The organism is Paenibacillus sp. JGP012 (assembly GCF_014203995.1).
GTDB classification, from domain to species: Bacteria; Bacillota; Bacilli; order Paenibacillales; family Paenibacillaceae; genus Paenibacillus; species Paenibacillus silvae.
In genome coordinates this window covers 1-24,927 of record NZ_JACHKG010000011.1, presented here as the reverse complement: position 1 = coordinate 24,927, position 24,927 = coordinate 1, and the positions used below count along the sequence as shown (strand labels likewise).

23 protein-coding genes and 1 tRNA gene are annotated in these 24,927 nt (G+C 46.9%); 3 read left to right on the top strand and 21 right to left on the bottom strand.

All coding sequences use genetic code 11. The features are described from left to right. Positions 1 to 823: 823 nt before the first annotated feature. From HNR77_RS14950 to HNR77_RS14930, 5 genes are all read right to left on the bottom strand, one after another. On the bottom strand, positions 824 to 1,270 hold the full coding sequence (locus HNR77_RS14950) for a hypothetical protein (RefSeq protein ID WP_184185713.1): 447 nt from the start codon (positions 1,268 to 1,270) through the stop codon (positions 824 to 826). Positions 1,271 to 1,371: 101 nt separating this feature from the next. Continuing rightward, positions 1,372 to 1,878, bottom strand: a complete 507-nt coding sequence (locus HNR77_RS14945) for a type 1 glutamine amidotransferase domain-containing protein (RefSeq protein WP_145406691.1) — start codon at positions 1,876 to 1,878, stop codon at positions 1,372 to 1,374. 253 nt (positions 1,879 to 2,131) lie between these two features. Then, on the bottom strand, positions 2,132 to 2,299 hold the full coding sequence (locus tag HNR77_RS14940) for a hypothetical protein (protein WP_184185710.1): 168 nt from the start codon (positions 2,297 to 2,299) through the stop codon (positions 2,132 to 2,134). 101 nt (positions 2,300 to 2,400) lie between these two features. Then, the gene (dtd, locus tag HNR77_RS14935) at positions 2,401 to 2,850 is read right to left on the bottom strand and encodes a D-aminoacyl-tRNA deacylase (protein ID WP_184185707.1); all 450 of its coding nucleotides are present in this window, start codon (positions 2,848 to 2,850) and stop codon (positions 2,401 to 2,403) included. Between the two features lie 12 nt (positions 2,851 to 2,862). After that, the gene (locus HNR77_RS14930; RefSeq protein WP_184186042.1) at positions 2,863 to 5,040 is read right to left on the bottom strand and encodes a RelA/SpoT family protein; all 2,178 of its coding nucleotides are present in this window, start codon (positions 5,038 to 5,040) and stop codon (positions 2,863 to 2,865) included. 314 nt (positions 5,041 to 5,354) lie between these two features. On the opposite strand from HNR77_RS14930, the gene uraA reads away from it, so the two are divergent. Continuing rightward, on the top strand, positions 5,355 to 6,671 hold the full coding sequence (gene uraA / locus HNR77_RS14925; protein WP_184185703.1) for a uracil permease: 1,317 nt from the start codon (positions 5,355 to 5,357) through the stop codon (positions 6,669 to 6,671). A 230-nt stretch (positions 6,672 to 6,901) separates the two neighbouring features. Here uraA and HNR77_RS14920 read toward each other — a convergent pair whose 3' ends face one another. The 6 genes from HNR77_RS14920 to HNR77_RS14895 form a co-directional block, all read right to left on the bottom strand. Continuing rightward, entirely contained in the window at positions 6,902 to 7,417 is a 516-nt protein-coding gene (locus HNR77_RS14920) for an adenine phosphoribosyltransferase (protein ID WP_111270161.1), read from the bottom strand. A 37-nt stretch (positions 7,418 to 7,454) separates the two neighbouring features. Beyond that, complete coding sequence (gene recJ, locus HNR77_RS14915; protein ID WP_184185700.1) at positions 7,455 to 9,863, bottom strand: single-stranded-DNA-specific exonuclease RecJ; 2,409 nt, start codon at positions 9,861 to 9,863, stop codon at positions 7,455 to 7,457. Positions 9,864 to 9,901: 38 nt separating this feature from the next. Continuing rightward, positions 9,902 to 10,861 carry a cation diffusion facilitator family transporter gene (locus tag HNR77_RS14910; RefSeq protein ID WP_184185697.1) on the bottom strand — a complete coding sequence of 320 codons (960 nt, stop codon included), beginning with the start codon at positions 10,859 to 10,861 and terminating at the stop codon, positions 9,902 to 9,904. Between the two features lie 74 nt (positions 10,862 to 10,935). Next, positions 10,936 to 11,844 (bottom strand): protein translocase subunit SecF, encoded by a 909-nt coding sequence (secF, locus tag HNR77_RS14905; RefSeq protein ID WP_184185695.1) that lies wholly within the window; start codon positions 11,842 to 11,844, stop codon positions 10,936 to 10,938. Continuing rightward, positions 11,834 to 13,084: a protein translocase subunit SecD gene (gene secD, locus HNR77_RS14900; RefSeq protein ID WP_184185691.1), complete on the bottom strand. Its 1,251-nt coding sequence runs from the start codon at positions 13,082 to 13,084 to the stop codon at positions 11,834 to 11,836. The genes secF and secD overlap by 11 nt, the downstream gene beginning before the upstream one ends. Positions 13,085 to 13,175: 91 nt before the next feature. Continuing rightward, positions 13,176 to 13,415: a post-transcriptional regulator gene (locus HNR77_RS14895; protein ID WP_253299432.1), complete on the bottom strand. Its 240-nt coding sequence runs from the start codon at positions 13,413 to 13,415 to the stop codon at positions 13,176 to 13,178. Between the two features lie 272 nt (positions 13,416 to 13,687). Between HNR77_RS14895 and spoVB the strand changes: the two genes are divergently transcribed. Beyond that, the gene (gene spoVB, locus HNR77_RS14890) at positions 13,688 to 15,271 is read left to right on the top strand and encodes a stage V sporulation protein B (RefSeq protein WP_184185688.1); all 1,584 of its coding nucleotides are present in this window, start codon (positions 13,688 to 13,690) and stop codon (positions 15,269 to 15,271) included. 2 nt (positions 15,272 to 15,273) lie between these two features. Here spoVB and HNR77_RS14885 read toward each other — a convergent pair whose 3' ends face one another. Next, a complete protein-coding gene (locus tag HNR77_RS14885; RefSeq protein ID WP_184185685.1) occupies positions 15,274 to 16,026 on the bottom strand; it encodes a YetF domain-containing protein in 753 nt (250 codons plus the stop codon). 181 nt (positions 16,027 to 16,207) lie between these two features. Here HNR77_RS14885 and HNR77_RS14880 point away from each other — a divergent pair, with 181 nt between their 5' ends. Beyond that, positions 16,208 to 16,603 carry a TIGR04086 family membrane protein gene (locus tag HNR77_RS14880; protein ID WP_145406682.1) on the top strand — a complete coding sequence of 132 codons (396 nt, stop codon included), beginning with the start codon at positions 16,208 to 16,210 and terminating at the stop codon, positions 16,601 to 16,603. Positions 16,604 to 16,685: 82 nt separating this feature from the next. Here the strand turns inward: HNR77_RS14880 and yajC are convergent, their stop codons facing one another. The 9 genes from yajC to HNR77_RS14835 form a co-directional block, all read right to left on the bottom strand. Next, complete coding sequence (yajC, locus tag HNR77_RS14875; RefSeq protein ID WP_184185682.1) at positions 16,686 to 16,997, bottom strand: preprotein translocase subunit YajC; 312 nt, start codon at positions 16,995 to 16,997, stop codon at positions 16,686 to 16,688. Between the two features lie 67 nt (positions 16,998 to 17,064). After that, entirely contained in the window at positions 17,065 to 18,201 is a 1,137-nt protein-coding gene (tgt, locus tag HNR77_RS14870) for a tRNA guanosine(34) transglycosylase Tgt (protein WP_111268450.1), read from the bottom strand. Between the two features lie 34 nt (positions 18,202 to 18,235). Next, positions 18,236 to 19,264, bottom strand: a complete 1,029-nt coding sequence (gene queA / locus HNR77_RS14865) for a tRNA preQ1(34) S-adenosylmethionine ribosyltransferase-isomerase QueA (RefSeq protein ID WP_184185679.1) — start codon at positions 19,262 to 19,264, stop codon at positions 18,236 to 18,238. A gap of 93 nt (positions 19,265 to 19,357) precedes the next feature. Further along, entirely contained in the window at positions 19,358 to 21,439 is a 2,082-nt protein-coding gene (locus HNR77_RS14860; protein ID WP_184185676.1) for a SpoIID/LytB domain-containing protein, read from the bottom strand. Positions 21,440 to 21,555: 116 nt separating this feature from the next. Then, the gene (ruvB, locus tag HNR77_RS14855) at positions 21,556 to 22,566 is read right to left on the bottom strand and encodes a Holliday junction branch migration DNA helicase RuvB (RefSeq protein WP_184185673.1); all 1,011 of its coding nucleotides are present in this window, start codon (positions 22,564 to 22,566) and stop codon (positions 21,556 to 21,558) included. Between the two features lie 55 nt (positions 22,567 to 22,621). After that, positions 22,622 to 23,236, bottom strand: a complete 615-nt coding sequence (gene ruvA, locus HNR77_RS14850) for a Holliday junction branch migration protein RuvA (RefSeq protein WP_184185670.1) — start codon at positions 23,234 to 23,236, stop codon at positions 22,622 to 22,624. Then, positions 23,233 to 23,736, bottom strand: a complete 504-nt coding sequence (gene ruvC, locus HNR77_RS14845) for a crossover junction endodeoxyribonuclease RuvC (protein ID WP_184185666.1) — start codon at positions 23,734 to 23,736, stop codon at positions 23,233 to 23,235. Before ruvC ends, ruvA begins: the two co-directional genes overlap by 4 nt. Before the next feature lie 248 nt (positions 23,737 to 23,984). Next, a complete protein-coding gene (locus HNR77_RS30645) occupies positions 23,985 to 24,677 on the bottom strand; it encodes a BofC C-terminal domain-containing protein (protein ID WP_184185663.1) in 693 nt (230 codons plus the stop codon). Between the two features lie 156 nt (positions 24,678 to 24,833). After that, positions 24,834 to 24,907 (bottom strand) — tRNA-Pro (locus HNR77_RS14835). Between the last annotated feature and the right edge of the window lie 20 nt (positions 24,908 to 24,927).

Genomic DNA, 24,927 nt, shown 5'->3' with positions numbered 1-24,927 from the left:
CCGTTGATAAAGGCGAACACTTCGTTTCTTCAGATTGGTTCTACACTCTACGTTCCAGTGTACAGGGAGAATCAACTTGAATAACAAAAAAATCCCTCGCCCTGTTTGCTCCTATCAGCAAACAAAGGGACGAGAGATTGTAATATACATTCACCCGTGGTACCACCCACATTCCGGAAGCCTGATCCAAAGCCGTTCAGGTTGTCGTCTGTCGAGTCAGGATGGTTTTAAATCCCTCCCGGTTCAAACAGCTCTTCCGCTCTACGTATAACGCACGTCATGCGCAGGCCGGCTACTAAGATCCGCAGATATCTCTGCCTTGTTCGCCGTCTGTTCTCGGGGAAGTCATTCGTCCGCTCATCAAGAGAATCCTTACAGCCTTGGGATTCCTCTCTGGTCATGTGGGCACGGAGTACTTGGTCCCGTCATCAAATCAGTCATAGGTTTCAAAAAACGACTTTAGTTGACTATAGTCAACGTATTATTTTCTGATTGTAATGAACCGCAGTACTAAAGTCAAGGGTTAACATATCAAGATAGAAAAAAAATAACCTGCACACGGTGTGCAGGTCCAAAGGATATATAAAAAAAGGGGGTCATGTGTGTTATTATAAACGCACATTGTTAAAGGCTTGTGTTACTAATGTTACAGGAGTATTACAAAAATGATAGCGCTTTAATTATGGATTATTCCACAATAAATTTGCTAATCTGTCATCAAATTTGCAGAGTACTGGATTGTCGTCGCGTATAACAAAAAGGCCCTTACGCCTTCCCGTCAATAAGTGACAGGGCAGCGTAAGGGCCAGCTTGTATTCACAGGTTAATCCAATTTTTCCACATAGGCATGGTTGGAGCGAAGCTTATGAACGATTGCATCATAGTCTTCATCCCTGACTTTGGCAGACAGAACATAATGCAGGTCATCATGATCGGCCGAAGTTACATCTGCAGCATCCAGCATATCTCCGTCCTCGTTCACTCTGTTGCGAGGATCACGTTCAGCGTCACGATTGATATCAGTGACAACTGGAATTACATTTTCACTAGCTGGAACCCCGGGAGCTGCTCCTACGCCCATTGCACCATTCGTGCCTACACCACCAGCCGTATTATAAGGAACCAGCGGAACCATAACTCGTGTATCCCTGCCAATGGCAGCATCCAGTTGACCTACCTCAAGCTGCTCGGTATGGAACGTTAATAGTGAAGTTCTTGCACCCTCTGCCTCATCTTCGGTTCGAAAATACGCCTGAATATGTTTTGCCATGTCAAACCCTCCCACTATAAATTAATATTTTTTTCCTTTGTGGAATGAAATATATCAATTAGAATGCCATAAATTTTTAAAATTTAACCTTTTGAGGTCGCTTATATTACTTTCATCAATTCACGAACAAATGCCGGCTCATCCTCAGGTGTACGGGATGTAATGTAATTTCCATCCACAACAGCTTCATGGTCCTTGAACTCGGCACCTGCGTTTACCATGTCATCCTTCAATGGCGGATAGGATGTAATGGTTCGTCCCTTGAGCAAATCTGCGCTGGCCAAGATTTGCGGACCGTGGCAGATTGCTGCGATGGGTTTCTTGGCTGCATTGATTTCTGTAACAAACTTCAGGATGTTTGCGTCTGTTCGCAGATTTTCCGGCGATGAGCCACCTGGAATAACGACGGCATCATAATCTGACGCATGAACCTCCGAGATCGCTTTGTCCGTTGTGTAGGAAGCTTTGCCTCCCTTGCCTTGAAGTGTTTCACCGGCTTTTAATCCGATAATATGCACCTCATGTCCCGCCTTCTTCACCTCATCGTACGGAACCTTCATTTCTGAATCCTCAAACTCATTCGCAAGCAAAAAAGCAACTTTACTCATGATCTATGGTCTCCTTTCCGTATTCGAATGTGATCAAACTTGGAGAAAATGATTTTATCCTTTGGCACGTTTGGGTGCCTCGTTTTGTTATTACCCCAAGCAGCAGCTTTTATAACAATCCATACATTTGGAATTGAGTTTATAGTTTGCAGCTCGCATCCGGTAAGGTGAAGACCAGAATGATCACAGCAAAAAGCCCCGGATTGCCAAGCAATCGGGGCTTTGATCATACCTGTTTTGTTAAATGCATACCTTATGGTCGTGGATGATACTCCTGGTGGTCTTTATCTGAGGTTTGCAGCATCCACATCGTGGTCACATGAGCTGCCGCAGAGCGGGCAAGGTGAAGTGACTCAGCCAGATTGCCAGGGATTAGCAGTGGCTCGATCCGTGTCTTGGTTACTTTTGCAGATTGGCGCATAATAAGAGAAACTCCTTTGGTCAACAAAGATACCTACAATGGGATACCAATGTTTACTTCTCTCTCATTATGGCCTCTTCACTGCGCAATTATGCGCAAGTTCAGTCTCGCAAAGGACTTTCCACCATCAGGGTAACCGGGCCCCAGTTCGTAAATGTAACGTCCATCATCGCTCCAAAACGTCCGGTCTCCACCTGAATCCCTTTATCCCGCAGCAGTTGATTAAATGTCTCATATAACCGCTCAGCCGCTTCAGGACGGGCTGCTGCAGCAAAGCTTGGACGTTTGCCCTTGCGGCAATCCCCATACAGCGTGAACTGTGAAACAGACAAAACTGCCCCGCCTACATCGAGCAAACTGAGATTCATTTTCTCCTGCTCATCCTCAAAGATGCGAAGCCCGCTTATTTTGTCTGCAAGATATATTGCATCTTTCTCGGTATCCTCATGAGTAATGCCCACAAGCAGCATCAAACCGGATTCAATTCTGCCTGTCAATTCATCCCCTACCGTAACCTGAGCCTCTTTACAGCGTTGTACCAGCACTCTCATCGTACAGACTCCTTACTGCATAATCCGGTGCACAGAATAAACGTCCTTCACCCGTTTGATTCGTTCAACTACGGAATGCAGATGGTCTGTATTGCGAATCAGAATGGTGACGTGCACCAATGCCAATTTATTTTTATCGGTCCGTCCGGTGACGGCTGATATGCTTGTTTTACTTTCCGAAACAGCCTGAAGCACCTCATTGAGCAGTCCATTGCGATCATGGCCGGTAATCTCAATATCGACACTGTAGCTGGATTCGATATTTTCCTCCCACTCGACTTCGATCACCCGTGCTGCCTCTTCCCCATCCGCGCTTGAAGGAATATTCGGACAGTCACTGCGGTGAACCGATACGCCGCGCCCACGTGTAACATAACCAATAATGTCATCCCCGGGAACCGGGTTACAGCACCGTGCGAAACGAACCAGCAGGTTATCAATGCCTTTGACACGGATACCGTTCGTAGGTCTGTTTCTACGTTCTGGGGCAGGCTTCAACTCACGCATCTCGGAATTCAATTCCAGCAAGCTGGATTCTTCCTGTTCCTTGCGGAGTTTTTCCGTTGCTTTGGTAACAATCTGCGCTGCAGTAATTCCACCGAAACCTACTGCTGCGAGCATATCATCAATATCGTTAAACGCAAATTTTTTGGCCGCTTCCATCAGCTTGTCATCCGTCATCCACGCAGACGGATCAAGTCCCATACGCTTCAGCTCACGCTCACAGCTTTCCCGGCCCTTTTCCACGTTTTCCTCACGGCGCTCCTTCTTGAACCACTGCTTGATCTTGGCCCGAGCATGAGAAGACTTCGCGATTTTCAACCAGTCCTGGCTAGGACCATAGGAATGCTTGGAGGTGAGAATTTCGATAATGTCACCCGTTTTGAGGTGGTAATCCAGTGGCACAATACGGCCATTGACCTTGGCCCCAATCGTCCGATTACCAACCTCGGTATGAATGCGGTAAGCAAAGTCGAGCGGTACAGAACCGCTTGGCAATTCAATGACTTCACCTTTTGGCGTAAATACAAATACCAGATCAGAGAAGAAATCCATTTTGAGTGATTCCACAAATTCGGAAGCATCCTGCGCTTCATTTTGCAATTCGAGAATTTCCCGGAAAAAGGTAATCTTGTCTTCAAACTGAGGACCTGTTGCCGTTCCTTCTTTGTAGGCCCAGTGCGCCGCAATACCAAACTCGGCGGTACGGTGCATATCCCAAGTGCGAATCTGTACCTCGGTCGGCTCACCATTCGGTCCCACAACAGTTGTATGCAAAGACTGATACATATTCGCCTTGGGCATGGCAATATAGTCCTTGAATCGCCCAGGCATAGGCTTCCATAACGTGTGGATAATACCCAGCGTAGCATAACAATCCTTGATATTATCCACAATAATACGAATGGCAAGCAGATCATAAATCTCGTTAAACTGCTTGTTTTTTGTCGTCATTTTTTTGAACACACTGTAGATATGCTTCGGACGCCCTGACAGATCTGCCTGAATGCCCATTTCTTCAAGTTTGCTCGTAATGCCGTCCATCACCGTGTCTATATATTGCTCACGTTCTGCACGTTTCTTGTGCATCAGATTCGCGATACGGTAGTATTGCTGCGGATTCAAATAACGGAGGGCGATGTCCTCCATTTCCCATTTGATTGCAGAGATCCCCAAACGGTTGGCAATCGGACAGAAAATCTCCAGCGTCTCATACGAGATTCGGCGCTGACTCTCTTCCGACTGAAACTTGAGGGTCCTCATATTATGCAGACGGTCAGCCAATTTGATCACAATGACACGGATGTCCTGCGCCATGGCGATGAACATTTTGCGGTAGTTCTCGTTCTGCTGTTCTTCCTTGGAGCGGAACTGGATTCGTTCCAGCTTCGTCAAGCCGTCAACAAGCATGGCGCACGTATTGCCGAAATGACTGCGGATCTCTTCAAGCGACACCGTAGTGTCCTCGACTACATCATGAAGAAGCGCTGCAATAATGGAGATGGTGTCCATCTGCATGTTCACAACAATATCGGCAACCGCAAGCGGATGCAGAATATACGGTTCTCCCGATTTTCGTGTCTGTCCGTGGTGGGCCTGATCAGCAAATTCGTAAGCCTCTCGTATGCGCACCAAATCGGGTTCTTTGATATATGCCCCGGCCTTCTCGAGTAATTGCTCTATGCCCATTCTGATCTGTTCCGTGTCCTTTCTATACAAAATGGAACCCGTGACAATACATCAACACAGGTTCCCCGTAAAAGTAATTTCCTATAATTATGACGCTTCGCCCGTTTCCCGTCAACTAGTGACGAATAAGAGCGTTTATCCAATTTTTTTAACTGTCCAGTTGGTAAACATTATTGCCGTTATTTGCTGAAATAGAAGGGAATTCTGAAAAAACGAATGTTTTACAAGCCAATCCTGAAAAATGTTATTGATTATTTGCACGAAAATCTGTAATCTATTGAAAGTTTGTGTATCGGAAAAGGAGATGAGATTCTTTGCAACGCGAAATTCAAGTTGATCAGAAGATGGCGTTTGGCCCTGGCTCATTATTGAGCCTGCAGCATTTGTTTGCCATGTTTGGCAGTACGGTACTCGTACCTAACCTTTTTGGGGTAGACCCCAGCATGATCCTGTTAATGAACGGAATTGGTACGCTGCTCTACATCCTGATGTGTAAAGGAAAAATCCCGGCATACCTCGGATCAAGCTTCGCTTTTATTGCTCCTGTAATGGTCGTATTAAAAGCACATCCTGAGAACGGATATTCCATGGCACTCGGAGCATTCATCGTAACAGGCATCGTATTTTGTATCATAGCCCTCATTATTAAATATGCAGGCACCGGCTGGATCAACGTAGTATTCCCTCCTGCCGTAATGGGTGCAATCGTTGCCTTGATCGGTCTCGAGCTTGTGCCCGTTGCTGCCGGCATGGCAGGTTTGATTAATTCCGACCCTGTGAACAACCCTGGCTGGTTGCCTCAAGCCAAACCGATTATTTTATCCATGGTCACCTTGGGAGTCACTGTGATCGGAGCTGTAACGTTCCGCGGATTCCCCAAAATTATTCACATCCTGATCGGTATCGTGGTCGGTTATATTCTTGGATATTCTATGGGCTTTGTTAAAACAAGCAAAATTGCTGACGCCGACTTCCTCTCTCTTCCAACGATAACCACACCTACATTTGACTGGTCCGTAATTCTCACAATTCTACCCGTAGCCCTCGTTGTTATTGTAGAGCATATTGGACATTTACTTGTAACAAGCAGCATCGTGGGTAAAGATTTGTCCAAAGACCCTGGGCTGCATCGCTCGTTGCTGGGTAACGGTGTATCTACGATTCTTTCAGGCTTCGTCGGATCAACACCGAATACAACGTATGGTGAGAACATCGGTGTTATGGCGCTGACTCGTGTTTACTCGATCTATGTCATTGGCGGCGCTGCTGTCATTGCCATCCTGCTCTCTTTCTCGGGTACATTCTCGGCACTGGTTGCGAACATTCCTGTACCTGTTATGGGTGGTGTCTCCTTGCTCCTGTTCGGAGTTATTGCGGCGTCTGGTCTGCGTATTCTGGTTGAACAAAAAGTCGATTTTGCCAAACCAACAAACCTGATCCTGACTACACTTGTACTGGTCATTGGACTCAGCGGTACGGAAATTTCCTTCTATGGTGTACATTTGAAGGGTATGGCGCTGGCTACAATTGCCGGAATGCTTCTCAGCCTCCTGTTCAAGCTGTTCGAAGTGCTCGGTCTGTTAAACGAAGAGACCCAGAAGCAGCCTGTCATCGAAAAAACGCCTGACTGAGTACAGAACGCTTAAACAAAGAACTATTCGAATACAGATTCATGCAAGCTCATCTCAACCTCAGAACGTATGATTTTCAAAAAAGAACTAAAAAGCCTGTCTCTCCCATCTATTGCTTGGAAGAAACAGGCTTTTTGCCAATCATTAATGCTGTATATTATTTCCCGGGAAACGTGGAAGTTAAACTTCATTGGCTCACAGCCATCCACAATCACACGGGATTTGCGCTTTTAGTAGTTCATTAACGTGAACACGTTCATGTTTTCAGGCAGCTTTGCTCTGCCATTCAGATCGTTCAGCTCAATCAGGAATGCAGCACCGACCACATTGCCACCGAGCTGCTCAATCAAATTGATGGAAGTTGCAATCGTTCCACCCGTTGCGAGCAGATCATCTGCAATCAGAACATTTTGTCCTTTTTCAATTGCATCTGTATGCATTGCAAGTGTATCCTTGCCATATTCGAGATCATACCCTGCTTCAATGGTCGCTCCAGGCAATTTTCCACTTTTGCGAATTGGAGCAAATCCAACACCAAGAGCGTATGCGAGTGGGGCGCCCACAACAAAACCACGTGCTTCAGGTCCAGCAATAACATCAATTTTGAGGTCAGCCACCATCTGTTTCAATTCATTGATTGCATTGCGGTACATTTCTCCATCTTTCAACAACGTGGTGATGTCCTTGAAGCTGATTCCCGGTTGTGGAAAGTCAGGAATGACACGAATATACTCTTTAAAATCCAAAATAATCTCCTCCTAAAATAAATACACAAACTTCCATCTAAGATACGCCCTTCATCCGGGATATCATCCATTGTGTCAGCTGAGGTGTCGATGCATCCAGCATCACCTGTTCCGTCTCGGCCATATGCTCCAGCGCCTGATAGTGACGTGCTGAAGTCAGATCACGTTTCGGCGGATTGTCCGCGACCGTAATCATTCCATCCTTTCGTGTAATAAAGGACAGCTCTTCGAAAACATTCAGCATCATCGTAATCATACGCGGAGAACAGCCGCACTGACGGCTGAGCACAGGAATAATTTCTTGTTCCACCACGGGTTCCGCTTTCCATTTGAACACCAGCATATAAATACGCTTGAACAGCTCTCTGGAAGGCATCTGAAGGCGATCCAGGCGGTTGCCTGATCCGTGCAGAAGGATGATATTCTCAGCTCCGCTGAACAGAGCCAGCATTGCATCAAGTTGTTCCGGAGTTTCCGGCGTATCAAACACAAATAACGTTCGCACTTGTTCCTGTCCATACTGCTCTGCAGCAGCATTACACGGAAATAGCCCGACCTTTCTATCATATACCCAAAGGCACGGTTCATACAATGAATTTCCCTCAGAAACATTCGTTTCCTTACGAACAATTGCCCCAATTGAACCTGCCTTATAACGCAGATGTACGTCCAGGGCGCTCAGGAAGTGTTTCATTGCATGTAACGGATCAGCATGCCCGCGCATATCAAATACCTGAGCATGAGGAACATGGATGTCCTGCAGCATCAGCTGTGGCTTCCTCATGCCATTCCACTCATTAATGGACAATTCGCCCATCACATCAATGACAGAACCCGGGGTGAGGAATTCAGCCAAGGCTCCCTTGCCAAAAGCAACAGTTTCCAGCTGCTGTCCTTCTTGCTCCAGCACCAGTTTCAGATGGCGTTTATCCCGCCCCATCGTCCGTGTTTCTTTGACAGTTACATTTCGAAATACAAAACGCGGCGATGGATTGCTCATACCAAACGGCTGCAAACGGTCGATCTCCTGGATCACCTTGATTGGAACGTCACGAATTGTGCATTCATCATCAGCCAACCGCTGAGGTACAAAGTCCTCCTCCGTCAATACAGCTGCTGCATATTCATTCAAGCCTGTCTCCAGCTGCTGCAATTGATCTCGATGAAGTGTCATTCCCGCTGCCGCAGGGTGCCCGCCATAGTGGTCCATATACTGTTTGTTCGCTGTAAGTGCCTCATAGATATCCAGGCCATCGATCGAACGAGCGGAGCCTTTGCAAACCCCACTCTCGGGATCAATGCCAAGAATCAACGTCGGTCGGTAATATCTCTCCAGTAATTTGGAAGCAACGATGCCTACCACACCAACATTCCAGCCCTCACCAGCCAGTACGATCACATCCGGCACCGATCCTGAACGCGACTCGATTTTCTGCTCCAGCTGTGCTGTCGCTTCCTGTAGTATGCCCTCTACGACCTGCTGTCGCTCGCGATTCAACAGATCAAGCTGTCCCGCAAGTGTATGTGCCTCATCCAGATTCTCAGTCGTAAGCAGGGATACGGCTCTTCCGGCATGATCCAGACGACCGCTGGCATTAATGCGCGGAGCCATGGCAAAAGCAATATTAACAGAAGTCACCTGGCTTTGGTCCACACCGCTGATCTCCAGCAAAGCACTAACCCCCGGCAATTTCGAACCTCGCATGGATTCCACACCGTAACTGACAATCACCCGATTCTCGCCTTCCAGCGGCATCAAATCGGCTACTGTGCCAATTGCAGCGATCTCCATCCATTCACCAGGTACTTCACCGATGAGCGCCTGAGCAACCTTCAGAGCCACCCCCGCCCCCGCCAGGCCTTTGAAAGGATAAGGACAATCCGGCAGCTTGGGATTAATTAAAGCGTAGGCCTCCGGCAACACTTCAGGGGGTTCATGGTGATCCGTTACAATCACCTCGATGCCAAGTGTAGAAGCATAGGCAATCTGTTCTACAGCACTGATGCCGGTATCGACGGTAATAATCAAAGTGACCCCTTGCTGATGAGCCCAGTCCAAGGCATGGTTATGGAGTCCATAACCTTCGTTGGAACGATGTGGGATATAGATATCGTATGAGGCTCCCAAATGACGCATGAGATGAATCATCAGCGAGGTACTGGATACCCCGTCAGCGTCATAATCCCCATATATTAAAATATGTTCTTCTCGCTCCAAGGCAAGCTTGATCCGAGGAATAGCCTCTTGCATACCCAGCAGCAGATATGGATCATGCATCTGATTCAGATCAGGATGCAGAAATCGTTCTGCCTCTTGTTCAGTGTGCACACCTCGGCTGACAAGCAAACGTCCCACCAGAGGTGACACGGAAAGCGCCTGCGAAAGTCCCGCAGCCGCCTCCAGATTAATATGTGGTGTGTTCCACCGATATTGCGAATAAAGCAATGATAACGCTCCTTTCCTGATCTGCGTAACCCGCGCCACTACTGAATTAATGTCGCTTCATGATCCGGCAGTTCATGATTGGATTTATAAGGATATCCAGGGTCATAAGGCACAGCCTGCACCTGGACTTCTTTGACATGGCTGAATCTTGTTAACAATAACGTCTTTGCTCTATTCGCGATCTCTTGCGCCTCCAGAATAGAGATTCTGGGATTCACACTAATCACCAGTTCTATGGTAACGTCATGCTCCTGCTCCCGTGCAATCAAATGTTCAATTGTAATAATGCCGTATACCCGTTGAACCGTTTCCTTGAAGTCCGTTGCATCCTCCTGCTCCAGTTCCTGAACAAGTGAGCCATACACCGTATCTACAATCATTCGGTATCCTTTATAGAAAATGAAGCCAAAAGCAAGTATAGCGGTAATCGGATCAAGATATAGCAGCAGATTTAATCCGGTCTCTTCCCCCGCCATAGAGCCGATAATTCCAATGAGAACGATTAGTGAACAATATAGTGCTCGACGATGCTGAAGCGCATATGACATCGCTTGAGACTGATTTCGTTTGCGAAACACCCGATATTGAAATTGAAAAATGGCTTCTTTTACCGCCAACGCTGCAACAGCAATCAGAAGCACAGACCTGCCGGGTGCCTCAATTTCATCGCTGGATAGAGTTCCCAATGCGGATATTGCCAATTGCAGGCCTCCCATCAGGATTAACACCGCTAACAGAACAGTCATGCCAGGCCGTGCGGCACGTGCATGCTCTTTGAGACGCTCCCTTTGCACCTTGTCCTTGGACTTTACAGATTTCGAGGGGAACAGACTGACCAGGGAAGAGGCAGCTTCTGAAGCAGAATACAGGCCGTCTGCCAGCAAAGATTTGCTGTTGGCCATGTAACCTGCTCCTGTTTTAATGACGGCAAGTGCCATATTTCCGACGATCCCGCTCCATGTCGCCGCATGTGCAGACGGGCCAGGTTCTCTTGTCATGTGTATTCCCCCTTTAATTCTGTACTTAACGCTGCAAAACCGCGCCTGGCAGACGCGGCTTTACATTTCGATGTTTAGTTAGAAGCTTTCGCCGCTGTTTTTGGCTTATTGACCTGTTTGCTTTTCAGTGTAAACCATAACGGAGCTGCAATGAAGATCGAAGAATAAGCTCCAAAGAATGTTCCGATCACCATTGCAAGCGAGAACATACGAATGGACTCACCACCGAAAATAAACAAGCAAAGTGAGGCGATAAAGACGGTGAACGTTGTGTTCAAGGAACGAGTCATCGTTTGAGCCAAGCTATGATTTACGACTTCGCGAAGATCAGCTTTTGTTGATTTTTTAGCAAAACGAAGATTTTCACGAATCCGGTCAAATATAACGATGGTATCATTGATCGAGAATCCCACGATGGTAAGCACAGCCGTAATGAATGTCAGATTCACTTCAAGACGGAAGATAGAGAATACACTAATGACCACAAAAGCATCATGGAATATAGAAACGACAGCAGCCAGCGCAAAGCGCCATTCAAAGCGGATCGCAACATAAATCATAATCCCGATACTTGCTATAAGCACCGCATAGATTGCATTGCGTTCCAATTCCTTGGCCATTTCAGGATCAACTGTATTCACCTCGTAAGATGCCGATGAATCCAGCTTGCTGAACTCCTGCTTGAACTTGCTTTCCTGTTTTTCATCCAGAACATTCGAGAAACGAACGTTGACCCGATCAGCGCCAGGTGTGATGTGCACATCCCCCTCCTTGACACCCATATCCTTGATAATCGGATCAATCTGCTCCGATGTAATTGCTTTGGATACTGTGATATCCACATTGGAGCCTGATTTGAAATCAACCGCGTAGTTCAAACCTAGTGCCAATAAACTTACAATCCCTGCTATTGTCAAAATAATTGAGAATGTATAGGCTATCTTACTGCCTTTAACGTAGTCATAATTCCAATTAAAGCGCACGAATTTCACTCTCCTTCACTCCGAAATACTTAGGCTTCTTGAGCACGTTACCCCGTACAAGCAGGACTAACAGGAAGCGGGAGAAGAAAATATTCGTGATAATACTGGTCACAATGTCAAAAATCAGTACGAGTGCAAAACCTTTAACCGCGCCAGTACCCAGGAAGAACATTACAGCCGCTGCAATAATCGTTGTGATATTGGAGTCGATAATTGTACGGAAGGAATGTTTACCTCCGGCTTTAACAGACGAAAGGATGGATTTGCCGCTTCGCATCTCTTCCTTGATCCGTTCGTACGTAATGATATTTGCATCGACCGCCATACCTATACCAAGGATGAAGGCTGCAATACCCGGAAGGGTAAGCACAAATTCACCGAGATAGAAGATCGCAAGCACTAACCATGTGTGAGTAATCAAAGCAAAGCTCGCAATGATACCTGGTACGCGGTACAGCCCAATCATAAAGACAAGAATGATAACAGAGCCAATCAAACCGGCTTTGATCGTTTGATCCAGAGACAATTTACCAAGGGTCGCTCCAACGCTTTGGGAGTACTTCTCGGTAAGTTTCAAAGGCAGTGCACCCAGGTTAATGGTATCACGCAGCTGGTTCGCTTCTTCACGGGTATAACTACCCGAGATTTGGGCAGATCCGTCCGTCAGCTGCTGTTGAACAGTTGGCGCAGAGAGCAGCTGATCATCAAGATAAATCGCAAGTGGCTTGCCAATCAGACGTTTTGTAATTTCAGAAAACTTGGCCTTGTCCTTCACTTTAATGTCAATCATGGGCTGATTCAGTTGAGTGAACACAACCTTAGCTGCATTTTCGACAAATTCATTACCGCGAAGCTCAATTTTGGAGTATTCGCCTTCCTTGTCATTCTCTGCTTTACTCCGGAAGGTCAGAACAGCGGGTTCTTTCATTTTGGCTCTAACCTCGGCCTCATCCGTAACTCCTGCCAGTTTCAACCGAATACGGTTGGTTCCCTCCGTAGTTACTTCCGGCTCACTGGTTCCGAGCGCATTGGCACGGCTTTCGAGGCTTTTGGCTGTTTGCACCAAGGAGGCTTTGCTGACTTGCTGCCCTGCTTCGAGCGGCTCTGCTTCATATAAGATCTCGTAGCCTCCTTTTAAATCAAGGCCCAAGCGTATATTTTTGAGCAGCTCCGGACTTGTACCCACCATAACCCCTGTGGTGACAAGCACGACCAGAATGAAACTGATAATTCTTTTCATGCCGTTCCTAGATCCCCTTTCGTTCTCAATATTCCTATTATAGCGATGCCGTAAAAAGCAGTCAATTTTCAACAAAAAAGATCCCTTTCGTTTAGAAAGAGGACCCCCGGTATGCAGACACGGTCATAAAGTTCATAAAGCTTGTTGCTTTCAGTGACAATATGTCGTTCACCAGTTGGTGAAGCGGTGGAATGCCCTGTTTTTCGTATTTATGACTGACGCAATTCCAGACATCTTTGCTGGTGACATATTGGTAACCGACAAGCCTTAATTCCTCTGCCTTGCTTTGGCAAAGTATCTCTATGGACTCTTCCAACTCCACATCATTCATTTCTTCCAAGTGGGGAGCCTCCCTTCTTACATCCAAGCCTCTCTGCGGCATCGATACTACATCATTCGACTTCACCCGATCATATTCCTTCTTGCTGGTAATGGTTCTTTTTGTTAATCGTGTGCAAGTTGTCATGAGATGATAAAACCCCTGCATAGGATGAAATACAACGGCTTTGTCCCATTAATGAGGATAACCTGTACCTTCAATGAGGATAACCTGTACCTTCAATGAGGATAACCTGTACCTTCAACCGGGAGAGAGGGGTAGTTTTGAAGAAACAGACATTTATTCAGGGAGCCATGATCCTGCTCGCGGCAGGTATAATCAACCGCATTCTCGGCTTCATTCCGCGCATTGCACTGCCACGGGTCATCGGTGCAGAGGGTGTTGGCATCTATCAACTGAGCTATCCCTTCTTTATCGTGCTGGTCACGCTGATTACCGGCGGTATTCCTTTAGCTGTAGCCAAGCTTGTCGCAGAAGCCGAAACGGGTGCTAACCGTTATTCGCCCCAGCGTATTTTGCAGATCAGCCTGAGCTTTACACTCACGCTTGGTGTCGTTTTTATGTTTCTATGCATCGTGTTTGCCCCGTGGATCACTCAATATGTACTCACGGACGAACGGGTATATCATACGTTTGTAAGCATGAGCCCTATGATTGCGATTATTGCCGTTTCAGCAGTGTACCGGGGGTACTTCCAGGGCAAACAAAATATGATGCCTACAGCCGTGTCATCCATTGTGGAAACCATCATCCGTATTATTTGTGTCATCTGGTTTGCATGGCTGCTGCTGCCTCACGGGATTGAACATGCAGCCGCGGGGGCCATGCTGGGCGCTATGGTCGGTGAACTGGGTGGTATGCTTGTCCTGTTATGGAACTATGCAAGGGCTAGAAAGGAACTGCCTTTATCGAAAAATCGCACGGAGCAGCCCGCAGAAAAAGAAACCTCTCAGGGGGGCCTGATCCGGCGACTGCTTGCTATATCCGTTCCCGTTACTGCCGGGCGTCTGGTCGGCTCATTATCCTATCTCGCGGAGACCATTGTAACAGCCCAGAGTCTTGCCATTGCCGGAATTGCCAAAGGACTCGCTACTGCTCAATACGGTGCATTACAAGGTATGGTCATACCGCTGCTCTTGCTGCCTGGGGCATTGACCTCTTCTCTCGCAACCTCTCTGGTCCCTTCTCTGTCAGAAGCTTCTGCCCGGGGGGATCGCGCGCTCATCCATAAAAGAATGCATCAGGCTCTGCGGCTTGCGCTCGTCACCGGTGCACCGTTTTCCGTCTTTATGTATGTGCTTGCCGAACCGATGTGTCTGGTGCTTTATAATGATGCATCGATTGGAAGCATGCTGAAGCTGATGGCTCCGTTTGCATTATTTATCTACATTCAAGCTCCGCTCCAGGCTGCATTACAGGCGCTCGATCGCCCAGGCAAAGCATTGTTAAATACGTTTATCGGTGCTGTTATCAAAATTTCGTTAATTCTGATGCTGGCTTCACAGCCCGAATACGGTATTTTCGGTGCGGTCATTTCAATCTGCATCAATTCTATGGTGGTAACCTTATTACATGCACGCAGTGTTCGCATTCTTTTGAATTTTCGCTTCAAGCTGCTGGATTGGGTTAAAACAGGAGCCGGCATGTTCATTATGGGTGCAGCGACCTTGCTCGTTTACGAGCACACAGCAGCCATGTTACCTTTTTGGTTACGCATGATTCTAGCCCCGGCTGCGGGTTTAATTGTGTATTTACTCATCATGGGTATGACCAAAATGATTGATTTCCATGATTTATCACGTACCCCGCTCATTGGTTCATGGTTCAAACGCCGCTCTGGAAAATAGATTCACTTCTTATCTTCACGAGGGCTGATATATATTTTACCGTTATGGTCGATGGAGCATATAAATACATCCTTGAAATCCATAATGCCCTTTTGTTGGATTTGATTTTTCAACCAGAAGCGTGTTTTCTCGATCATCTCCAGATTGTCATCCTGAACCTTGCCATCCATAATGAGTGGAACCGGCAGCCCTTCATATTTGATGTTGGGGAAACCTTTTAATTTGACGCTGCCTTTTTTGTCGATAGATGAATTACCTGAACCGGAACCGGAGGAAGCACTCCTATTACCTGCACTATGATCCTTAGGAAATACCGTCAGCTTGCCCGTTGTCTCCAGCAAAGCAAAATCCACATCTTCTATGCTGTCTATGTTTTGTTCCCGTAGCTGCTGCAGCAGGTCATCCAGATTGTAACGCTGCTTTTTCATTTCATCCCGATGAAGCTTGCCTTTGGAGATAATAACGGTAGGTTTTCCATCAATCATCAGACGCAGCCTGCGGCTCTTCAATCCAAGGTAAGCCATGCCAACCTGCATAACAATAACAGTCAGCATCGGAGCTATGCCATGGGAGAGCGGTTTTTTGATATCTTCTATGACAAAAGCAGCCATCTCCGCGAGCATGATCGATACAACCAGATCAAACATCGACAGCTTGCCGATCTCCCGTTTACCCATAATACGAATCGCGCAATAAACCAGAAAATACATGAGGATCGTTCGGAAGATATGCGGGCCAACTTCAGTGAAATTCATAACAGGAACCTCCTTCGAATCTCAGCATTTGGACAGACAGCGGAAGTGCAATCCCTATTTTGACCTGAACCTGACAGGCTCATGCAGAAATAATCCGTTTATTTAATGGAAATCGGCTCATAAGTACGTAGGCTTGACCATACACTGTATTAATTTCAAACTTGTACAAGGGGGTTGCTTCATGCAATTGATTCGCCGCTTGTTCTCATTTCGGATGTCCAATCCAATTCTGTCTGGCCTCTGTCATGCTTTTGTCTGGATGTTTATCGGTGCTTTAATTCTTTCCTTCTTCCTGTGGATGAGCGGCATGCGAGAACAGGACCTCTCTACTTATACCTACGTTGTTCATGGCTTGTCTCTGATCATTGGCGGTTTCATTGCGGGCAAACGGTCGGGCGAGAAAGGATGGTACTACGGGGGGCTTACAGGCATCGTATACGGACTTCTCGTGCTGCTCATCGGCTTCCTTGCACTTGATGCTTCCTTCAACTGGAAGGACAGCCTGCAGCTGCTCAGCGCTTTTGTGCTCGCCGCGTTCGGAGGTATTTTCGGTGTAAACACTCATCGTTCTTCCTGAGAATACAAAAAGAGAACCGGATCTGCTCAGATCCGATTCTCTGTTCGGGAATATGCCAGGCATATTCTCATCATGTATAAAATTATTGAGCCGTTTCACGGCTTACAGCACTGCTGATAGCGTTGCGGTCAAATGTAAGCTTGGTTACATCGTTAACACGCAATACAACCACATCGTCTGTAATTTCCGCAATTGTACCATGAAGGCCGCCAATCGTTACGATTTTGTCGCCCTTTTTCAACTGGCTCAACATTGCATTACGTTGTTTTTGCTTTTTGTTCTGTGGACGGATCATCAGGAAGTAGAAAATCGCGACCATCAGCACCAAAGGTACGATCAACGAAAAAATTCCACCACCTGCATTTGTAGCTTGAGCAGTCATTGTCTGAAACATGCAAACTCCCCCTTATCAACTATACGTACAGATATTGCTTGTTGCATCGGCTCCGCAAAAACCTCAATCAGAAACCTTTGTCATTGTCATGCAGACCATATTGATCGAAAAATTCATCCCGGAAATCAAGCAAACGATCTTCCATTATGGCTTTGCGCACATTCCGCATCAAATTCTGTAGGAAATGAAGATTATGAATCGTTGTAAGACGCAAACCAAATGTTTCATCTGCTTTAATCAGATGACGCAAGTAAGCTCTGGAATAGTTGCGACAAGTGTAGCAATCACATTCCGGATCAAGCGGCCCGAAATCCGTTGCAAACTTGGCATTGCGCACGACCAGACGTCCCTGACTTGTCATCGTTGTTCCGTTACGGGCAATTCGGGTTGGCAGCACGCAGTCAAACATGTCCACTCCACGAATTGATCCCTCAATCAATGCATCGGGTGAACCTACCCCCATCAAATAACGTGGTTTATTGGCAGGCAGCAAAGGCACTGTATAATCCAATACACCATACATCAAATGTTTCGGTTCTCCAACACTCAGTCCACCAATAGCATACCCCGGGAAATCCATGGAAGTCAAATCAGCCGCGCTTTGACGGCGCAGATCTTCATGCATGCCTCCCTGTACGATTGCAAACAGGCCTTGATCGTGCGGACGAGCATGACTTTCAAGACAACGCTCTGCCCAGCGGCTTGTTCTTTCAAGTGACTTTTTCACGTATTCATACTCAGCCGGATATGGAGGGCATTCATCAAACGCCATCATAATATCCGATCCCAGTGCATTTTGAATTTCCATAGCGACTTCCGGGGAAAGGAACTTTTTGTCTCCGTTCAGATGGGAGCGGAAGTGTACGCCTTCTTCCGTAATTTTACGCATTTCACTAAGAGAAAAAACTTGGAACCCGCCGCTGTCCGTCAAAATAGGACGGTCCCAGTTCATAAACTTATGCAAACCGCCAGCCTGACGGATAATTTCATGCCCTGGTCTGAGGAACAAGTGATACGTATTACTCAATATAATCTGAGCATCCATCTCTTTCAGCTCTTCAGGGCTCATCGTTTTTACCGTTGCCTGCGTGCCTACCGGCATGAAGGTTGGTGTCTCAATAACGCCATGAGGGGTATGCACACGCCCCAGACGTGCACCGGATTGTTTACACGTTTTGATATGTTCGTACGTAATTGCTGCCATTGGTTATAATCATCCTCTAAAAGTTAATCGTTTATTAATAAATCAGCATTGCATCGCCAAAGCTGAAGAAACGGTATCGCTCCTTGATCGCTTCAGCATAAGCATGCATTATGTTTTCACGACCCGCCAGCGCACTAACAAGCATGACCAGTGTTGACTTTGGCAGATGGAAGTTAGTAAGCATCCCGTCAATAACCTTGAAGGAATACCCTGGATAGATAAAGATGCTCGTCCAGCCGCTGCTCTCCTGCAGCACACCATCTTCAAATTTACTTCCCACGGTCTCCAATGTTCTGCAACTGGTTGTACCCACTGCAAATACTTTATTACCACGTTCTTTGGTTTGGTTAATCAGATCCGCCGTCTCCTGAGATAAAGAGTAATACTCCTCATGCATCACATGATCCTCAACCACATCAACAGACATCGGTCTGAAGGTACCTAACCCGACATGCAGCGTTATAAAGCCGATATTCACACCTTTGGCGCGAATCTGATCGAGCAGCTCATCGGTAAAATGAAGCCCTGCAGTCGGTGCAGCAGCGGAACCTTCGTGTTTCGCGTATACCGTTTGATAACGCTCACGATCATCAAGCGTTTCTTTGATATATGGCGGCAGCGGCATTTCGCCCAGACGATCCAAAATCTCCTGGAAGATGCCGTTATACTCAAATGTTAGCGTACGCGCCCCCATTTCACCGACTTCATTAATCACGGCCTTGAGCTCATCACTAAACACGATGACCGCGCCATCTCTCAGCTTTTTACCTGGCTTGACCAGTGCCTCCCACTTGTCACCTTCCACATTTTTGAGGAGCAGCACCTCGGCTTTGGCACCTGTATCTTCTTTGGTACCAAACAGGCGGGCAGGCAATACACGGGTATCATTCAGAATCAGTGTATCTCCCGGCTCCAGCACGTTGAGAATGTGAGGAAAATGGTGGTGTGCAACTTCACCCGTCTCTTTGTTCAAAGTAAGCAAACGAGAAGCGGTGCGATCCAGCAATGGTGTCTGTGCAATTAGTTCCTCTGGTAATTCAAAATCATATAAGTCCACATTCATGTTCTACTCATTCCTTAACACATTCATATTCTTTCAATTCATTATTGACCTAAGACCCTATTGTTTATTTCATTTCGCTAACATCATATAGTTTCATTCTTTGACAATCGTCGCATTTTGATAATAGTGTTTCAATATTGTCTGGTAATCATACCCTTCATCAGCCATCCCCTTGGCTCCCCATTGGGATAATCCGAGCCCATGGCCGTTACCTTGACCGATAAACATAAAAGTCTGCCCCTGTGTTACAGCTCTCGCTTGACCATCTGCACTCATCACAACCAAGGCATTGCTCGAAGAGGTTCCAGTGCCTGAGGCAGATAACACAGCAGCCCCCTGTGATCCCGTTTTGCTAACTTTATTACCGTCAGCGCCTAGTACAGTATAACTTCCGGTTCCAGCAATATCAAATAAAGTGCTCGGTAATCCACCTAATGCAGAGCGATATGTATCCGCATATTTGACCGTCAACGGTTGCCCGTTGGCTGTAACTTCAAGGGCTCGCCCGGATGGACCACGCTTGCTTACTTCCAGTGTTGAGATGGAGGAAGGCAGGGCCGTTGTCGTTTTACCTTGCAGTGTCTTGAGCAGCTGTGCCGAGGTAAATGGTCCCCTTACCCATGCATAATCATTGGATTGAGCCACTTTAGCCAATACAACGACCTCTGTTCCAGGATTAATTTTGGCTACTGGTTCAACATTGGATTGGATCAGTGGGATAGGTCTTACATTCGTATTTTGAGCCGTTACGGTTACTTTGGAAAGACCCGCTTCTGTCTTTGTTGTTAGTTGTTTTACGTTGTCCTCACGAATATATCCGCTCACGCCTGAACTCAAAAGAACATGATACCAGGATTGAAGTCCAGCTTGGGCAGATTGATCACCTCGACTCTCCACATTAGTGAAGACCCCTGCGCCACCATTCCATACCTCGGAAGGATGGGCCGTTTGACCACCCGCATTGGAGGAAAATACGGCTTCTACAATTTTGCCTCCGCTTTTAACAACTTCTCCGGCAGTGGCATCTACAGCGCTCGTTACTTTATCGTTCTCTGAAGTCATTCCGTTATATGCCTGACTCAGTGTGGTATCCACAACATTGGCAATTTTGAAACGCTCCCCTTGCTGCAGCGCATAGGAACGAGCAGCGACCGCTTGCACTTTCAGTGCTTCGGCTGGCCAGGAAGAGTAGACCTCGGCACCCACAACCGAATACAAGTACTGCTCTAGTGCTACAACGTTAACCAAAGCCAAATCTCCGTTAACGATGCTGATCTCCATATCCCCGCGATAGGTTCGTTGTGAGCGCTCCACAACTTTTATGCCGTTGCCTGTTCCTTGCACAAGCACTTTAGCGTCTTTGCCTGCGATCGTATAATGCGGAGCAGTTATCAGCTTGTCTGTACTCAATCCCGCATCCTGACGAATAATGAGCCCGCCACTGTCACCTGCAGGGGAAAGGTTAACACCGGCTGTACTCGTTTCGATACGCTGCTTTAATGAGGATAACTCTGCTGCAGATGCAGCTTCGCCAACCCAAACTGTATATGCCTGGCTTCCGTCCAGTTGAAGCACAGGGTAAGCTGTAAAACCTGCTGACATCAAACTCGCCTGCGCCGCCTCAGCTTCCTGAAGAGAGTTGTAGCTGCCTGCTTGCAAACGTTCGCTGCCTGTTACAACAGGTTTCTGGCCTGCCAATTGAGCTGCAGCTGTTTTTTGTACTCTTGCAACGGCTTGTCCTGCCAGTGCTGCCGTTCCATAATTTCCCGTATACAGCTGATAAAGTGTTTTGCCATTGAAGGATGCCGTGAATAATAACGGTTTATCTGCGGTCGCCTGAAGCAGCTTTGCAGCCGTAGCGGCTGTTTTGAAATCAGTCGTTTCCAGCACTTTTACGCGAAATCCATCTGCACTGAATCGTGCTTGCCCGGATGGGATCGTCATGTTGGTGCCTCTTTCCGACTGAAGGCCCCACTGTCCGCTCGCTTCAAGCGTGATAAGTGGGGTTGTTGATTTATATGTGCTCCCTAAATTGGCAAACAGAGCTACCCTGATCAACTGCACATCATTGCCATCAGCATATGCAGGCAGTTGCAAAAATCCTGCTGTCATTAGAGCAGCCGCCAGTACTTTCAATCGACGACTCCACTTTCTCGTACGTATTGCTTTTCCCACCTTCAGGCTCCTCTCTATACATGTCTTTCGTTTATATCGGTTCGTCTCATCCCATTGTGTAACTAGGAATTGGCGCTATCCTCTGATCCACATCTCCCCACAGATAATGCTTATCCTTACTTGCCATCTCTAGGAGGAACAGGCAAGCCCAGATGATGATAGGCAAGGTCCGTTACAACTCTGCCTCTCGGTGTCCTTTGAATCATACCGATCTGCAGCAGATAAGGTTCGTATACATCCTCAATGGTCTGAGACTCCTCCCCAATCGTAGCCGCAATGGTGTCCAGCCCGACTGGCCCTCCGCGAAAACTGTGGATCATTGATTTAAGCATCTTATGATCAATTTCATCCAGACCACGTGGATCAATCTGTAAACGCTGCAATGCCTCTTCTGCCAGTGACTGTGTAATAATACCGTCACCACGCACCTGTGCAAAATCACGTACACGTTTCAATAAACGGTTAGCAATACGTGGTGTCCCGCGTGACCGCAGAGCGATCTCTTCTGCGGCATCGCCGACAATCTCTACACCTAAAATTTCAGTAGAGCGTGATACGATGTATGCCAGCTCATCAACTGTATAGAATTCCAGACGGCTAATAACGCCAAACCGATCACGAAGAGGAGCAGATAATAACCCCGCGCGCGTAGTCGCACCAATCAACGTAAATGGCGGCAAATCCAGACGAACAGAACGTGCACTAGGACCCTTGCCAATCATAATATCTAACGCCGAATCCTCCATCGCGGGATACATAACCTCTTCAACCGTACGATGCAGGCGATGAATCTCGTCAATAAACAAGACATCTCCCTCTTGCAGATTAGTCAGCAGCGCAGCCAGATCACCTGGACGTTCGATCGCCGGACCTGAAGTTGTTCTGAGGTTTACGCCAAGTTCGTTGGCAATGATATTAGCAAGTGTTGTTTTACCAAGTCCCGGAGGACCGTATAACAGCACATGATCCAATGCTTCATTTCGTAATTTAGCCGCTTCAATATATATTTTAAGATTTTCCTTCACCTGGTTCTGCCCGATGTATTCATTCAAATAACGGGGACGAAGACTTAATTCAACGTTCTGGTCCTCCATCATCAGGTTCGCGGATATAATCCGTTCATCCATACGTTTCTCACCCTTTTCTTGCAGGCTGCAACTCTATTATACTACGAAAAATATTTTATCCGGTAAATAACATCTGCAGCGCACGCTTCATCAGCACATCCACAGAATCCGCCGTAGTCACATCTTTTTTCAGTTTCAGCCATACCTTATCCAATTCACTATCCGTGTATCCAAGTGCCTTCAGGCCTTCGCGAGCCTCATCCCATGCAGATTCGCTTCCAACCTCTTCAGATGGCGGTGCGAACAATCCTGTCTCGTACGCTGCCGTACCGAAATCATCCAGCTTGTCTTTCAGATCCAGAATCATGCGCTGCGCTGTTTTCTTGCCGATGCCTGGCAGCTTTGTCAAGAACGTCAAGTTCTCCTGATAGATCGCGGTGACTACATGATCTGGCGTGCCCCCCGCAAGAATGCCCAAGGCCACTTTCGGTCCAATGCCTGATACTTCAATCAGCTTGCGAAACAAGCGCTGCTCCTCTCGCGTTACGAAACCAAATAGCAGCATTGCGTCCTCACGAACATGATGATGGGTATAGACCGTTATTTCGCCTTCTTGTTTCGCAAACGCATAGGGATTTGGACAGAATACACGATAACCTACGCCATGAACATCCAGAACAATATAATCACTCTCAACATGTATGAACTGTCCTCTTAGAAAATCAATCATTTTCGCAATACCTCATTCAACTTGGAATTTAATGTATAAGAATGTGCATGACACACGGCAACAGCCAGCGCATCTGCCACGTCATCCGGTTTGGGCACAACCTGAAGGCGAAGGAACATTTTCACCATCTCCTGCACCTGTTTCTTCTCCGCCTTGCCATAACCCACAATGGCCTGTTTGATCTGCATCGGAGTATATTCTGCAATCGGCAGCCCCTTCTGGGCAGCAGCAAGCACCATGACCCCTCTGGCCTGGCTGACAGACATTGCTGTAGTGACGTTCCGGTTAAAAAAAAGCTTCTCCAGTGCTACCGCGTCCGGTTTATATTTATCGATCAGCTGCACCATGCCCTCATATACGTGGAGAAGCCGCTCCTCATCAGGAGTATGAGCCTCTGTCTGGATACATCCATATTGCACGGGCACAACCTTGTTCCCGATTTTATCCACAAACCCGAAACCCACAATCGCAATCCCCGGGTCAATCCCCAAAAAACGCAAAACCATCTCTCCCTTACAAAAGCGAACATATGTATCGTTCATTTCATTATAACAAAAGATAAGCCACACGGCAGGAAAAACTTTAACTATGCTAATACTTGCTGTTTTTCGTTTGTATTCTGCAAAATGTTTTACATTTTGCAGGTCTGCCTAGAGCACGACAAAAAGGACATCTGATGATGTCCTTTCGTCAAAGTTATTTGAGTTATCACATATTCAGCTTCCGCGCTTGACTTATCAACTCAACGTTAACCGCCATTTCGCAGCAGTCGATGCTTTTCATCCACAGCAAAATCACTGAATGTAGAAATAACACTGTCATACTCATCCTTATCCTGAACACGAATCCCTTCTTGCAATTGCTCTAAAACGCCATCAGGCAGTGAACTCTCCAGCGTACCTACATCCAGCTGAAAAAACGTACGAATAACGTTCTCTTCCGCTGGCTTCCCCTCGTACAAATTAAGATTTCCGGCAGCATCAATGCTGATGTATGCCTGCTGTTTGCAAATCGGTGAGAGGTCATCTACACGCTGCTTCAGCTGCAGCATATCCGTTGAGGTGACTTCAGCCTCCCACTCTGGATGTTGAACAAGTAATACTTTTAACTGAGGTATATCCATTCTCCCTAATTGTTCTGTCTCCACACCGCAGATATATTCAGTTTGCAAAACAACACGGATTAACTTTGTTCTCTCCGTCTTGAGCTGGTTTACAAGCGTCTCAATCTCCTGCTCGGTTCGGGTGCCCTGCTGGACTGGGCCCATAACACTCACAGCTTCCCCGAAATTCGTTGTTAATAGGCGCTCTACCGCAGCAGATATAGTTAAACCACGGTATGCTAATATCGTAATCGCTATGATCGCACCGGCCATCCACAACGTTCTTCTCCATCGCCGCCAGCGCTTCTTGAACTGTTTTCTGAAGTTGAGCCTGCTCACATAAACCCCTTCAATCCCTTTTTAAACCTATTGTGACCTAATGTATCAAGCTTTATGCAAAACAGTTAGCTGGGATTCGACAATGGTTTCTTTCAGTATAAAATGTATTATAGAACAGCAAAAAGCACTATCCGTTAAGATAGTGCTTTCCAAAGATCGGGATGACACGATTTGAACATGCGACCCCCTGGTCCCAAACCAGGTGCTCTACCAAGCTGAGCTACATCCCGTTATATATACCGGCGAGAGG